At 40.5% G+C, this 15,497-nt stretch carries 12 protein-coding genes; 10 read left to right on the top strand and 2 right to left on the bottom strand.

The annotated features are described in order from the left end of the window. Positions 1-326 precede the first annotated feature (326 nt). Positions 327-3,755, bottom strand: a complete 3,429-nt coding sequence (locus tag ACQZ43_RS09900) for a methylmalonyl-CoA mutase family protein (RefSeq protein ID WP_430612177.1) — start codon at positions 3,753-3,755, stop codon at positions 327-329. 398 nt (positions 3,756-4,153) lie between these two features. Here ACQZ43_RS09900 and ACQZ43_RS09895 point away from each other — a divergent pair, with 398 nt between their 5' ends. The 9 genes from ACQZ43_RS09895 (at position 4,154) to ACQZ43_RS09855 (ending at position 11,982) form a co-directional block, all read left to right on the top strand. Continuing rightward, positions 4,154-4,510, top strand: coding sequence for a hypothetical protein (locus ACQZ43_RS09895; protein WP_430612175.1), 357 nt, complete (start codon positions 4,154-4,156; stop codon positions 4,508-4,510). Between the two features lies 1 nt (position 4,511). After that, on the top strand, positions 4,512-5,411 hold the full coding sequence (locus tag ACQZ43_RS09890; RefSeq protein WP_430612173.1) for a hypothetical protein: 900 nt from the start codon (positions 4,512-4,514) through the stop codon (positions 5,409-5,411). Between the two features lie 12 nt (positions 5,412-5,423). Further along, on the top strand, positions 5,424-5,999 hold the full coding sequence (locus ACQZ43_RS09885) for a hypothetical protein (protein WP_430612171.1): 576 nt from the start codon (positions 5,424-5,426) through the stop codon (positions 5,997-5,999). Between the two features lie 294 nt (positions 6,000-6,293). Next, positions 6,294-7,364, top strand: a complete 1,071-nt coding sequence (locus tag ACQZ43_RS09880) for an MBL fold metallo-hydrolase (protein WP_430612169.1) — start codon at positions 6,294-6,296, stop codon at positions 7,362-7,364. 230 nt (positions 7,365-7,594) lie between these two features. Beyond that, positions 7,595-8,266: a GTP cyclohydrolase I FolE gene (gene folE, locus ACQZ43_RS09875; protein WP_430612167.1), complete on the top strand. Its 672-nt coding sequence runs from the start codon at positions 7,595-7,597 to the stop codon at positions 8,264-8,266. 21 nt (positions 8,267-8,287) lie between these two features. Continuing rightward, a complete protein-coding gene (gene cysS / locus ACQZ43_RS09870; RefSeq protein ID WP_430612165.1) occupies positions 8,288-9,769 on the top strand; it encodes a cysteine--tRNA ligase in 1,482 nt (493 codons plus the stop codon). 54 nt (positions 9,770-9,823) lie between these two features. Continuing rightward, positions 9,824-10,048, top strand: a complete 225-nt coding sequence (gene yidD, locus ACQZ43_RS09865) for a membrane protein insertion efficiency factor YidD (protein WP_430612163.1) — start codon at positions 9,824-9,826, stop codon at positions 10,046-10,048. 66 nt (positions 10,049-10,114) lie between these two features. Further along, a complete protein-coding gene (gene lgt / locus ACQZ43_RS09860; protein WP_430612161.1) occupies positions 10,115-11,044 on the top strand; it encodes a prolipoprotein diacylglyceryl transferase in 930 nt (309 codons plus the stop codon). Positions 11,045-11,358: 314 nt separating this feature from the next. Beyond that, on the top strand, positions 11,359-11,982 hold the full coding sequence (locus tag ACQZ43_RS09855) for a hypothetical protein (protein ID WP_430612159.1): 624 nt from the start codon (positions 11,359-11,361) through the stop codon (positions 11,980-11,982). Between the two features lie 70 nt (positions 11,983-12,052). On the opposite strand, the gene ACQZ43_RS09850 is transcribed toward ACQZ43_RS09855, so the two are convergent. Continuing rightward, positions 12,053-13,672 carry a transcriptional regulator gene (locus ACQZ43_RS09850; protein WP_430612157.1) on the bottom strand — a complete coding sequence of 540 codons (1,620 nt, stop codon included), beginning with the start codon at positions 13,670-13,672 and terminating at the stop codon, positions 12,053-12,055. A gap of 643 nt (positions 13,673-14,315) precedes the next feature. On the opposite strand from ACQZ43_RS09850, the gene ACQZ43_RS09845 reads away from it, so the two are divergent. Beyond that, positions 14,316-15,497, top strand: coding sequence for a hypothetical protein (locus ACQZ43_RS09845; protein ID WP_430612155.1), 1,182 nt, complete (start codon positions 14,316-14,318; stop codon positions 15,495-15,497).

Raw genomic sequence — 15,497 nt, 5'->3', positions numbered from 1 at the left:
CGGGCTTCATGGCCCTCGATTAGCGATGACACAGCGCTTTGATTTTACGCTTTTGCATCGCTGCTCTATACAAATACCTCCATAATTTAAGTTAATCCGGATTGCAGCACGGAATTTCCAACCCGAATTGCAGCTATTTACGTTTGTTTCTTCCCAGCGGCTATTTTTTTAAGACAAGTTCCCTGACTCAGATAACTATAAAAATGGGGTTGAGTGAACTGCACGAGCGAATTAATACCGTCGATAAAAGCGGATATACCCCCAAGTACAAACGACAAAACCCTTTCCGAGGAAAGGGTTTTGACGTATCAATCACTACTAAAGGACTACATATTTCGACGGTACTGCCCGCCCACTTCAAACAAGGCTGAAGTGATTTGTCCCAACGAACAAACCTTGGTGGCCTCCATCAGTTTTTCAAAGATGTTTTCGTTTTGAATAGCCGCATATTGAATTTCTTCAATTTGATGTTGAATTTGGCTTTCATTGGCCTTGTTCAGGCTCTCTTTGGTGTGAATTTGGAACATTTTTTCTTCTTCGGTTGCGCGAATTACCTCTGCAGGAACTACGGTAGGCGATCCTTTTTTACTCAAGAAGGTGTTTACTCCGATAATAGGAAATTCACCGGTGTGTTTTAAGGTTTCGTAATACAGGCTTTCCTCTTGTATTTTTGAGCGTTGATACATGGTTTCCATCGCGCCCAACACGCCTCCGCGTTCGGTGATGCGATCGAACTCCATCAATACCGCCTCTTCTACCAAGTCGGTCAACTCTTCAATGATAAACGCTCCTTGAATTGGGTTTTCGTTTTTGGCCAATCCCAGTTCCTTGTTGATGATTAACTGGATCGCCATCGCCCTACGAACCGATTCTTCGGTAGGTGTGGTAATGGCCTCGTCATACGCATTGGTATGCAAGGAGTTACAGTTGTCGTAAATAGCGTAAAGCGCCTGAAGCGTAGTACGAATGTCGTTAAAGTCAATTTCTTGCGCATGCAACGAACGACCGGATGTTTGAATATGGTATTTCAACATCTGTGCACGCTCATTAGCACCGTATTTAATCTTTAAGGCCTTGGCCCAAATTCTCCTTGCTACCCGTCCGATAACCGAATACTCTGGATCGATACCGTTGGAAAAGAAAAACGATAGGTTTGGTCCAAAATCATTGATGTCCATACCTCTGCTCAAGTAGTATTCCACATAGGTAAAACCGTTGGCCAATGTAAAGCCCAACTGGGTTACCGGATTGGCTCCCGCTTCTGCAATATGGTATCCAGAAATCGACACCGAGTAAAAGTTTCTGACATTTTTCTCGATAAAGTATTGCTGCACATCGCCCATCAATCTCAAAGCAAATTCCGTAGAGAATATACAGGTGTTTTGCGCTTGATCTTCTTTTAAAATATCGGCCTGAACCGTTCCTCTAACCTGAGAAAGGGTTCTGGTTTTAATGTCTTGGTATACGTCGTCTGGCAATACCAAGTCGCCGGTTACTCCTAAGAGCATCAATCCCAAACCGTCGTTACCCTCGGGTAATTCGCCGTTGTACTGTGGACGATCGATTCCCTTTTGTTTGTATATCTTGGCTATTTTCGCTTCGACCTCTTTTTCTAAACCGTTTTCTTTGATGTACAATTCACATTGCTGATCAATGGCGGCATTCATAAAGAAGCCCAACAACATCGGTGCAGGACCGTTGATGGTCATACTCACCGAAGTCATGGCATGTGCCAGGTTAAAACCGGAATACAATTTCTTGGCATCGTCTAAGCAGCAGATAGATACGCCCGCATTTCCAATTTTACCATAAACATCCGGACGGTGTCCTGGGTCATTGCCATAAAGGGTTACCGAATCAAAAGCCGTTGACAAACGCTTTGCGGGCATTCCCAAACTCACATAGTGGAAACGTCTGTTTGTACGTTCCGGTCCACCTTCGCCGGCAAACATACGCGTTGGATCTTCTCCTTCGCGTTTAAACGGATATAAACCGGCTGTAAAAGGAAATTCACCCGGTACGTTTTCCTGTAAAGACCATCTTAAAACATCGCCCCAAGCCTGGTATTTAGGCATGGATATTTTAGGGATCTGCAGGTGCGACAAACTCTCGGTATGCGTGGCAATCTTAATGACTTTGTCTCTAACCTGAAACTCGTAAAACGGGTTTTTATATTTTTCTTTTTTATCCGACCAATTGATGATGATTTCCCAATTGTAAGGATCTAAGTTTAATTTTTGACGGTCAAATTCTGCAAATAACAATTTGATGAATTCGATTTTATCTGCTTTTGCTCCCACTAAAATAGCATCGTCCAAGCCGAACTTGGTCAATTCTGGCAAGGTACCCACAACGGACTCTATCGTTCTATAGATTCCGAATAATCGCTGAGCTACCTCTTGTTGCGACAGGGATATTTGATCGTATTTTCTGTTGCTTTCGGCAATTTCTGACAGATAACGGGTTCTGCTTGGCGGGATGACATAAATCTTTTCACTCATCTCTTTGGTGATTTCAAAAGTAGACACCAAATCCGAACCGGCGCGTTCCACCAAACAATCCATAATGGATTTGTATAGCGTATTCATACCCGGGTCGTTGAACTGTGAAGCGATGGTTCCAAATACCGGCATCTCATCGGGATTGACATCCCATAAGTTATGGTTGCGTTGGTATTGTTTTTTTACATCTCTAATCGCATCTAAGGCACCTCTTTTGTCGAACTTGTTGATCGCTACTAAATCGGCGAAGTCCAACATATCGATTTTCTCTAACTGCGTAGCTGCTCCAAATTCCGGAGTCATTACGTATAAAGACACGTCGGAGTGGTCCATGATTTCCGTATCGGACTGACCGATACCGGAAGTTTCTAAAACGATCAAATCGTAATTTGCCGCTTTTAAAACTTGTATGGCTTCGGCTACATATTTCGACAAGGCCAGATTGGATTGACGTGTTGCCAAGGAGCGCATATAAACTCGGGGACTGTTGATGGCATTCATACGAATACGGTCACCTAACAAAGCACCACCGGTTTTTCGCTTGGACGGATCGACCGATACCAAGGCGATATTCTTTTCTGGAAAATCGATCAGGAAACGACGAACCAATTCGTCGACCAAAGAGGATTTACCCGCTCCACCTGTTCCGGTAATTCCCAAAACCGGAGTGGATCTGTCTTTATTTATTTCGTGAATTTTATCAAAAACGGATTTTGAAACCTCTGGGAAGTTTTCTGCAGAAGAAATCAAACGCGCTATGGCTCTGTCATTCTTTTCTTGTAGTAGGTCTAATTCATTGGTCAACTTATCGCCCAAAGGGTAATCGGAACGCTGTACCAAATCGTTGATCATTCCCTGTAAACCCAAGGCTCTACCGTCGTCTGGCGAATAAATACGCTCGATGCCGTAGTCTTCCAATTCTTTAATTTCAGTAGGCAGAATTACCCCTCCACCTCCACCGAAGATTTTGATGTGTTCGGCGCCTTTTTCTTTTAATAAATCATACATGTATTTGAAATACTCGGTATGTCCGCCTTGATAGGAGGTCATTGCAATGGCATTGGCATCTTCTTGAATAGCGGTATTCACCACTTCTTCTACACTGCGGTCGTGTCCCAGGTGAATAACTTCTACACCGGTTGCTTGTATGATTCGGCGCATGATATTGATTGCAGCGTCGTGTCCGTCAAATAAAGAGGCGGCTGTAACGATACGTATTTTATTTATCGGCTGATAAGGTTTTGTGGGTTCCATGGTTTAATAGATATTTAATCGACGGGCAATTTACGCAAATATTCACGATTTTGCAAAGGCCGAAATTTATGGTAATTATCCAAGTCCAAATTTTTGAGTCACCGCATTCAAATATAAAGATTATGTTGTTTACCATATTTTTTAGCACAATAAAGCCGGAGTCAAACCCCATAACAACACACTTTACATACTATTCGCAAATAAACAATATTAGCTACACGTTTTGCAGATAAAAAACACGCAATTAATTAATTGTCAGTTAATTAAATTTTATTTGAATCGCTAAAAAAAGTTAAATATTTTTTTGTTTTTATTTTTTTTAAATATATTAGCTTAGTAGTCAATCAACTAACTATGGTTACGGCTACTAAAAATACTATTAACTAAAAACCATTATTATGAAAAAAACAATTTTATGTTTCGCTTTATTAGTCGGGATTTCCTTGAGTTATGGAAATGATAAGAACCCGCCAATCAAAAAAAACAAAGAAACTACTTCCAATGCCTACACAGTTCTTTACGGATCTCCAGCCGTTTTTTTTAGCAATACCATATTTTGTGGTTACAATCCCAGTTGGTGCGCTTTACTCTTTACAAACAAGGAAGCATCAAAAGTTACTGATCGCATACGCGTTCAAGTACAAGATACTAAAAAAACGACTTTTACCGCAAACAGTTCCTATCTAAAAAAAGTTAATCCAGACCAATCGACCCTTTATACTTTTAAAGAGGTGAAAATTGAAATAAGCGATTGATATGGCAGGTAAAAACAAACCAACGCTGTTAAAAAAAACAGCATTGGTAAATTTATTGATACTTACTTTTTTTGTGTATCAAAACACGCTAGCGCAAAATATTTATATCCGAGTATCCGAGAGAGCATGCATCAATTGCTACGCTGGTTTTTTTTCAGAATTAATAGCGAGTCCCTATAAAGACGATTTTAAATTTCTATTCCCGAAAAATTATAAAGGAAAGCGCTTTGAGCAATTTAATGAACTCTATTTTGAAAGTAAGGTTACTCCTGACAGAGCGGTGTTTTCAGATTCTTTATTTGATTTAACCAACAAATTTTTAAATGATTTTTCAGGTATTATTTATATTCGTAACAACGAAGTAATCACTTCTTCTAGTATTGCAGATTTAAATAACCAAAGCATTAATTACACAGCTTACATCGAAAGCTTAATCACTTTTAACTCTTTAGCCGTTTTTCAGGAAATAGGTATATCCAATCGATTAAGTATAGCAGTCTCTTATAATTCAAATTACTTTGCGATAGCTGATTTTTTATTTAAGAATCTCTTTTTATGGGATTTTAACGGCCAACTCACTACTATAGATTTCAAAGACGAGGCCTTTCAGCAGCTATTAAAAAACTATTTAAGCGAAGAACATTATCATACCCATCAGAAATACCGAGAAGAATTAAATAAATACGGGAAAAAATTCCCCGAACCTTACAGTATTTCACTCACAGATGAACAAATAACGATCGCTTACGCAGTTCCTTATGTACTTTTAAAACAAGAATACCGTCAAGAGTTTCATATTATGCCACTACTCACTATCTCCGTCCTAGCGTTACCTTCAAAGAAACTCAGTGCGGAGCAACTCATAGAAAATAGCTATATAGAAAATCGCACGCAGACCTAATATCTTCTCAGTATGAGTTTAGGGTCGTATAAGGATACCATCTACCGAATCAATCAATTGATGTATAATACCCAAGATTTTGCTGAAAACAGAATTTTTCCTCTACTAACAAAACTGGAAAAAAGCAGCAATCCAAACATTAAAAACCTAACAACCAAGGAAGTAGCCGATATTAAAAACTTTTCGTTTCAGCAAGATACTCTTTTAAACAAGACTTTTTTGATGGATATTACATTTTCAAATATCGATTCCTATATACTACTACATAATTACCCGTATGTTGTAGATATTGCTCAAAAGAAAAAACACACCTTGGATTGGGACAGCAATATGAATCACTATTATTACCCTCCAAAAATGACCTATGAACAGTTACAGTTTTGGCAATCTAAAAATGGATTCACCATATTAGTAAAGACAACATCACAATACCTTTTAAAAACCTACGATCATCAATGGAAATTGGTCCAAGAAAAAGTTCTCCCGTTTAATATTATATCCGTAAAAAACTTAAGGTTCACCCGAGCAAGTGTTTATGTCTTTACAGAAAATGAAGTGTTTTCAATAACAAACGTCTTCGAATTATAAGTGCCTTTTGTCCTAAAAAGCAACTATTCCACGACTTTGTGATTCTTAAAATGTCCATCACATTAAACCGCTAATTGTGATTTAAAGACCTGATCGAATTTTCGAAAGCATTAAATCCATATAGGCTACAATATTTATAAGCAATTTATCAATCAAAATTACCATTACAAAAATAGGAAGCTTATTTTTGTGATGGTAATTTTTACAATCATGACCACAAAGAAGTTTTTTAAAAAAGTCCTTGGTGTATTATTGGGGATCGTACTCCTTTTAGGTATAACTACATTTTTTTATATGATGCATCCGATATTTGGAAAACGCCCTTCGGGGAAACGGCTTGAAATGATACAGCAATCTCCTAATTATAGGGAAGGTAAATTCCAGAATCAGCATCACACCCCTCAAATAGCAGAAAATTACAGCTATCCCAAGGCGATATACGAGTTCTTTTTTAAAAAATCGCCCGATTTAAGACCGACACAGCCGATACCGACTGTCGCTATAGACTGGGAACAGATTGCGGCCATGCAAGCGAAAAGTCAGCAAACCTTGGGCGCAGACAATCTGTTGCTGTGGTTGGGTCACTCGACTTATTATATGCAAATCGACGGCAAGCGCATTTTGGTCGATCCGGTTTTAAGCGGCTCGGTTTCCCCTCTACCGGGAGGAGGGAAATCGTTTAAAGGCACGGATATATGTAGGGTTGAGGATTTGCCAGCCATTGATTTTTTGTTGATTACGCACGACCATTACGACCACTTGGACTACGAAACCATCAAGGCCTTACAGCCGCGAGTAGGTCGAGTAATCTGCGGATTGGGCGTTGGTGAGCACTTGGAATATTGGGGTTATAGTCCGGAACAAATCATCGAAAGGGATTGGAATGAAACGGTGGATTTGGGACAGGGATTCATCGTACACACCGCTGCAGCGCGTCATTTTTCGGGCCGGAGTATCTGGACTTCCAACACCTTGTGGATGTCGTATGTATTGCAAACCCCCACTCAAAAACTCTATCTCGGCGGCGATAGCGGTTACGATACCCATTTTGCGGAAATCGGTGCGAAACACGGTCCTTTTGACTTGGCTATTTTAGAAAACGGACAGTACAACCTGGCATGGAAATACATCCATATGCAACCGGAAGAGGTTTGGAAGGCCGCAGAAGATCTACAGGCCAAAGTCTTGCTACCGGTACACTCGTCCAAATTTGCCTTAGCCAATCACGCCTGGTACGAGCCCTTAACGCGGCTCGTGCAATCGCAGCATCAACGGTCGATTGATTTGCTGACTCCTCAGATTGGTCAGCTGATTTATCTGCAGCGCGAAAACGCCCCGAACCAACAATGGTGGAAACAGCCCTAAACCCGCAAAGGGTGTTTGGGGTAGCCCCTGCGCTAGGGATTGCAGCGGTATCCTCGCCTTGAAATGAAATGGAAAGGCGCGATTTAGCGGAAAGCCCGCCCCAAAGGGGAGCGCCAATAAAAAATGAGCGACAACCGCTCTTATCCCTTGGCCTCTTTTCGCTTTTTGCCCCGCTTAGTCAACATTATTATTTATATTTGTACCGAATTTGTAATTAAATCTTAACACGAATGAATCAAGAAGAAACACTTCATGACGAAATAGGTGACGATCATATTGCTTCTAGCGAGCATACGCCTTTAAGAGCAGGCGCCTTTGATCGTTCTGACGATGAAAAAATCGAATCAATAAAACAAGACGTTGAGCGTATTTTATACACTTTGGGCATGGACCTTACTGATGACAGTATGAAGGGAACGCCAAATCGCGTGGCTAAAATGTTTGTCAAGGAGATTTTTGGCGGGTTAAATCCCAAGAAAAAACCGAGTTCTTCTACGTTTGACAACAACTATAAATACGGTGAAATGCTGGTGGAGAAAAACATTACGGTTTACTCTACTTGTGAGCACCATTTACTACCGATAATCGGACGTGCCCACGTGGCTTATATCTCCAACGGCAAGGTGGTAGGTTTGTCTAAAATGAATCGCATAGTGGACTATTATGCCAAGCGTCCACAGGTACAAGAGCGTTTGACCATTCAAATTGTGAATGAATTAAAACGCGTTTTAAATACCGAAGATGTGGCTTGTGTGATGGATGCCAAGCACCTTTGTGTCAATTCTAGAGGGATTCGCGATATTGAAAGCAGCACGGTAACGGCTGAATTTGGCGGTCGCTTTAAGGAGGACAAAGTTCGCAGAGAATTTTTGGATTATATCAAATTGGATACGCAGTTCTAAACCCTATAAAATTTGTTAGTAATGACGACATTATATCAAAATCAACCGTTAAAAGTATACAATTCCCTTTCGGGGAAGAAAGAAGTTTTTACGCCCATAAACGCAGGTAAGGTGGGTATGTATGTATGTGGACCTACGGTTTACAATTACGTGCATCTGGGAAACTGTAGAACTTTTATCTCCTTTGATTTGGTCAATCGTTATTTAAAACACTTGGGGTATCAGGTGCGCTATGTGCGCAATATCACAGATGTTGGACATATTGTGGACGATGTTGATGAGGGCGAAGATAAAATTGCAAAAAAAGCGAGATTAGAACAGATAGAACCGATGGAAGTGGTACAGAAATACACTTTAAACTTCCATTCGATATTGAATCAGTTTAATAATTTACCCCCGAATATCGAGCCTACGGCTACGGGTCACATCATTGAACAGATCGAAATCATCAACGAAATCATCAAAAACGGCTTTGCCTATGCGGTGAACGGCTCGGTGTATTTTGACGTTGAAAAATACAGCGAATCGTATCAGTACGGCATATTAAGCGGTCGTAACATCGAGGATTTAATGTCGAATTCGCGCGAATTAGACGGACAATCGGACAAAAAGAGTCCGCACGATTTTGCGCTGTGGAAAAATGCCGAACCCCAGCACATCATGCGTTGGCCTTCACCTTGGGGCGATGGTTTTCCGGGCTGGCACTTGGAGTGTACCGCCATGAGTACCAAGTACCTGGGCAAGCACTTCGACATACACGGTGGTGGTATGGATTTGAAATTTCCGCATCACGAATGTGAAATCGCGCAGAATGAAGCATGTACGGGCAATACGCCGGTAAATTACTGGATGCATGCCAATATGCTGACCTTAAACGGTAAAAAGATGTCGAAATCCACGGGTAATAACATTTTACCCGAAGAATTGTTTTCGGGCGACAATGCCCTGTTGAGCAAGGCTTTTTCACCAGCCGTAGCGCGCTTTTTTATTCTTCAAGCGCATTACCGCAGCATCTTGGATTTTTCCGACGAGGCTATACTCGCTTCTGAAAAGGGGTTTAACCGCTTGATGGAGGCGATTAAAAACCTTAATGACCTAACGCCTAGCGCAACGTCTACCGTGGATATTGCCGCGTGGAAACAACAGTGTTACGACGCGATGAACGACGATTTTAACAGTCCTATTTTAATAGCACAGTTGTTTGAAGCCGTTCGTATAATCAATTTACTGAAAGATCAAAAAGAGCAGATCAGCGCAGCGGATTTGATGGACTTGTCTACGGCGATGCACGCCTTTACCTTTGATGTATTGGGCTTGGAAGCTGCCGAAGCTTCGAATCACAATCAGGACAAATTGGGACAGGTTGTGGATTTGTTGATTGCGATGAGAAATGAAGCTCGTGCCAATAAAAACTTCGCACTGTCCGATGAAATTAGAGATAAGTTGCTCGCTTTGGACATACAGCTCAAAGACGGCAAAGAAGGTACTACTTTTACCCTATAACAAAACACCAAGCTAGTAGAACGCTTTTCTACTAGCTTTTTTATTTTAACAGCCATGCTAAAAAAAATCGCCATTTTTCCCTTGGTCGTGCTCATTCGGTTTTATCAAGCGGGTATCTCGCCTTTTTTACCGTCGGCTTGTCGGTATTCGCCCACTTGCTCGCACTATACCTTAGAAGCCTTGCAAAAGCACGGTTTGTTTAAGGGAAGCTGGTTGGGCATTAAACGCATAGCGCGTTGCCACCCGTGGGGCGGTAGTGGATACGACCCGGTTCCTTAATTTTTTTTATTCCTCCTTTTATCCTAAGCGATAAATATTTACATTTACCTTTCAATATCACTAAATATGACACACGCCTTAAATATTATATGGAACCCGAGCGAAGGCTGGGATCTTGGTTTTTTTAAATTGCGCTTTTACAGCCTGATGTTTGTAGTAGCCTTTGGCCTGGGATGGTTTATCATGAAAAAGATTTACGACCGCGAAGGGGAATCGGTTGAAAAATTGGACAAACTCTTTATCTATACAGTACTGGCTACTTTAATCGGTGCGCGATTGGGCCATGTTTTCTTTTACGATTGGGATTATTACAAACACAATTTGTTTGAAATCATTTCGCCGGTGCGCTTTTCGCCCAAATTTGAAATCGTCGGTTTTAGCGGATTGGCCAGCCATGGCGCTGCGATTGCGATTATCTTAGTGATGGTGTATTACAGCCGTAATATTATAAAAAAACCGATTTTGTGGATCTTGGATCGCATCGTGTTACCGGTAACCTTTGGCGGAGTGTTTGTGCGTTTGGGCAATTTTTTCAATTCGGAAATCATCGGCCACGAAACCACGAGTGCTTTTGGAATTCGCTTTTTACGCGATAAATTTACGCATCGAGAAGCGGTTGAAATTACCGGTATAGCCGACTACAACCAAGCGTATAACGCCATTGAAAAAAATCCGGAGTATTTGCCCTTCCTCAACGAGGTAGTCGCCAAACACCCGACGCAATTGTACGAGGCCTTTGGTTATATATTGGTCTTTGCCGTTTTATACTATATGTATTGGAAAACCGATGCCCGTAAAAATCTGGGATTGATTTTTGGTGTATTCTTGGTCTTGTTGTGGGCAGTGCGCTTTATCGTGGAATTCGTCAAAGAAAGCCAAGGGGGATTTGAAGGTGAAAACCCGATTTTACTCACCGGGCAATGGTTGAGCATTCCGTTTATACTCGTGGGTATTTACCTTTGGGCAACGGCCAAAAACAGGCCTTTTCAAGGATAAAATCATCCATTCTAAATAGTTTTACAAGCGCTTTCATTTTTTGAAGGCGCTTTTTTTATGTGGTACGGCGAAGCTCGCGCTCATTGCAACCCAGTAAAACCCGTAAACGACTGCATTGAAGCCAGCGGTTGCTTTAATACCGGCGCTTTTAAAAAAGCGACAATTAGCTGCGAGCATTTTCAAAATCTCAAAAAAACATTATATTTAAACCAACAACCTTAATAACAGCCGCTTACCTCAAAAACAAACGCAAGTGAAGCAAGTGCGCTATAGGGATAAAAAAAAGGATATGAATTAGAAAAACCAGCAGGACGATGAAAACGGAAAATGACTTTAAGCGCGCCTTAGCGCAATTACCCAGCAAGGAGAAGGATAAATTAATTTGGCGGTTGCTAAAAAGGGATTCGCTATTGACCAAAAAGCTCCACTTTGAATTGGTCGGCCAAGATAATGTCGAACAAAGGCGCACCGCCATGGAAGAAAAGGTGATTGAACGCGTGGCCGAAGCATCCTTTAGCTACTACTCCCCCAGTTACCTCTTACTCGATTTGCGCTCCATTAGTGCGGGTATTACCGAGCACGTTAAAATAACCAGCGATAAATACGGGGAGATCAGTTTGAATTTATTAATGCTCACGTTGGCCTTAATCTTAAATGAGGAATCCTTGCAAAAGGCGACTCCCAAACGCTTGCAGAGCTTGTATACCTATATCGTGGCCCGCAGCTTTAAAACACTAGTGCTGATCCAAGCCCTAGGCATGGATTGGTTTGTCGCCTTTGAAGAAAAGCTAAGTGAATTGTCCACTTACTTTCACCATATTAAAAAGCTGGAGACCGTTGCTATAAACAACGGATTACAGATCGAATGGCTGTTGAATATACCCGATAACATCGACAAAATACACCGCGAAATCCGAGATGCCGGTCTATTAAAATAGCCGGTCTTTCGCGTGGCTTTCCCAAACGATGTACCGTTGGAATTGGCATTTAAGCGGGATGTTGTAGCATTTAAGGCTGCCCATTTAACTCTTTGATAAAGTCTTCTACCGACGGTTTATCTACCTTTTTCCGCAGGCGCTGTTTGGCTTTTTTAACCGCGTCGTAGCTTATTCCCAAGATATTGGCAATTTCGTGATTGCTCAGCTCGAGTTTAGTCAAGAAAATTATGCGCAAATTATAGGCGGTCAGATTGGCATAATGGGTTTGAATATTGTTGTAAAAATCCGGGAATTCTTCGACAAAGACCTCCTTAAATTCATTCCAATTCTCTTCGGTCATCAGATGTGATTTCAGCAAATTGTCGAGTCTAGTACTGTATGGTTGCGCTAGTGGAGCCCCTGTTTTGCCTCGATTTTCTACCACTATACTTCCCCTAGCGCGGTTTGGTTTTTCGTCTTGTAAAAAAATGGGGCTGCGATGTGCAGTGCCCTTTGTACTGTTTTTTTCTAAAATCCATTGGTCGTTTTCCAGCTGTAGAATATCGCGATCAAAGGCTTTCATCTTGTTCTTAATCTTGATGCGGTAACTTGCGATTAAGAAAATGAGCACCAACACTAACAATACGAAAATCACTCTAAAAAGCTGGTTTAAAAAGATTTCCTTTTCCAAGATGGTCTGATTCATTCTAAATCGCTCGTCGTATAAGCCCTTCTGATATTTTAGCGTAATGGCGTTGATCACGTTCTGTCCGTTATCGGTATAATCAATGGATTCGCGCAGTTCGTTAAGGCGTTTTAAGATGGTAAACTCCTCGTGTTCGTTGCCCAGTTTTTTATTGAGTTCTAATTTGATCTTCAAAATATCGTATTCATCCGATTTTAAGTAAATCTTGGTTTTGGATAGTTCCAGTGCCCGCAACAAATACTTTTCCGCTTGAATGTAATCTTCCAACTGCATATACAGCAAAGCCAATTGTCTGTTGACAAACATCAGCTGCATCGGGGAGTCCGATTCTTCAGCGATGGAAAGGTTTTTAAGCAAATCTCTTAAAGCTTCTGCATAAAGGCCTTGATCGGCATAAACCTCTGCCTTACTATCCAACACTTTGGCATTTCGCAATTGTTCCTTGGTTTTGATGGTGATTTTTTCGGAATTATCGAGATAAATAGCCTGGGCAGTGAAGTGCTCCAACTCCTCTACCGTTATCTCCTCTACCGTTACCTCGTCCGCGAAACCACCCAATCGCAGTTTCGACGGCGCCCTCAGGTTTTCTACCGTGTGATACAGTTGCGGTAGTATGCCGCAGTGATTAATCATATAATTTATCGGATTGCTCACCAGCCAAATGGTTGAAATTTGCCTATGGGGGCTTTTCCACGACGATGCCAAAACTTGATGCTCATCAGGCCTGACAACAGTAGCCTTGCTTGTCGATATGGAATAGGTAGCGTTTGCTTGAAGCTGAAACAACCGTGCTGTTGTTAGATTCTCTACCGTCACCAAAACATTAGCCGATTGAATTAAAGCAATCAGCGGTGCGATATCCGGGTCGATATCCAAGTCGTTCGATTCTAATTGGGTGCTAGCCGTATCCCCAGCTTGGCAGACGAGCTCCCCTATTAAAAAACTACTATCGACCATACCAAATACAGCCAATAATAGGATTAGAAAATAAATAACTGATTTCAAGTGAGTTGAAGTTGTTTTATGATTGTTTATATATAAAGATGTTGTTTTTGCTATTTGCAATTGAACTATTGCAATACCAAATTTAAAAAAACATAAAATTTGACAGCCCTACACTAACTAAGACACCGAATTTTTAAAAAGTCACTAAATAATTTCAAAAAAAATGGTATTCATTTATTTTTTAAAGCAAAAAATAAATGAATACCATTTTTTTAAAGCCAATTCACCGCAGATAAAAGCTGATCTGATTTTATTTTTCACTTCGATACAAGCGATATTCCGTTTTTTTTAGCGCTCTTTTTTGACAAGCTCCCACTTATTTAAGAGTTTGCTGTGGTCATTTAAGATGTCCCCTTGAACTATTTTAAAAAAAAAGAGCTGTCGATTCACATTTATTTCGCTTTTATATTTTTAAAATTCGCAGCATCAAAAACCTAATCCATTAATAATCAGGCACTCTCAAATGTCCCTGTATTGTCCCCTGCATTGTCTACATACAAACCAACATAGACAATGGTGTATTTTTAACTTTACACGTATAATCAGAAGCATTAGTCCGTCTAATCAACAAAACATCACTTAATTATCAGACATTGTTTAATCATCGATAAAACTTTATGTTAAATTTAAAAAACTCAAAATCATGAACATCCCATTTTATCCGAAATACTATCTCGTTTTTTTACTCGCCGAGTTTGAGAACGCACCGTTTGTAATTAAGATTGCCATACTCTTCGCCTCTTTTTTGGCAATAACTTTTGTACTTACGTTGATACACATTATTGTTTTAAACCTGATATATCTCAGTCGAGACAAGATCAAAGAACAATTCAATACCACCTACCAAGATGCGATCGTAAGTACAATAACGAGTTCCGCTCTATTAGAAGAGGAGGATATTAAAGAATGCTTGGGTCATCATCGAAATCCACTTAGAAAAAAAAACAAAAGACTTTATACCGAAGAGCTCATTGAAATTATCAAGCAGACCAAGATTTCCAAAACCGTTAATCAGGAAAATTTATTAGTTGTGATCAATCACTTCCAATTGGATACCTATTGGCAGCATATCATTTTAAAAGGCCGATTAAAAAAGCGTAAAAATGCCTTGAGAAATATGGATGAACTGGAGCATTTGCTCTCGGGGTCTGTGTTATTAAAATCGGCCTATCACAGAAACGGAGATTTTAGAAAGCAGTCTCGAGCGGCCTTGATCGAATACGACCAAAACGATCCTTTTAAGTTTTTTGAAGAGAGTTTTGACAGCGACTTCAACGCCTTGGATGAAATTCGACTGCATCATTATTTAGAAAAGAAATCACAGACAAGTGGACTACCAGACTTTTCTAGATGGGTAGAGAACGCCAAAAACGATCACTTTAAACGATTTATAATCAAAGAGATCGGATTGTTAAAACAGCTTAACTGTGCCAATTTCCTTATTAACTTATTGCAAACAGAGAAGCAATTGGTCGTGCGCAAACAAATTGTAGAGACTTTGGGAGTTTTGGATTTTAAAGCCGCAGATACCCCATTAATTTCAATCTACGCCACTGCCGCTACCGGACTTCAAAAGAAGATTATCGAAACACTTGCGATCTTAAAAACAGAGAAAACCTTGGCTTTTTTAGTCGAAACCTATCAGTACAGCCATGATAGCAGTATGAAAATTCAATTGGCTCATGCGTTAAATGATTATGGCGTAGAAGGGCAGGAAAAATTTGAGGCGCTTTCTCTGGGCGACAACCATTTCAATTTAGAAGTATTCGCCCAAGTTAATTTCTCCCACAATCAAAAAGACACTCCATACACCGCCCTAACATAA

Origin of the sequence: Flavobacterium sp. JP2137 (assembly GCF_050562195.1) — a bacterium.
Taxonomy (GTDB): Bacteria; Bacteroidota; Bacteroidia; order Flavobacteriales; family Flavobacteriaceae; genus Flavobacterium.
This window is presented reverse-complemented; position numbering and strand designations above follow the sequence as displayed.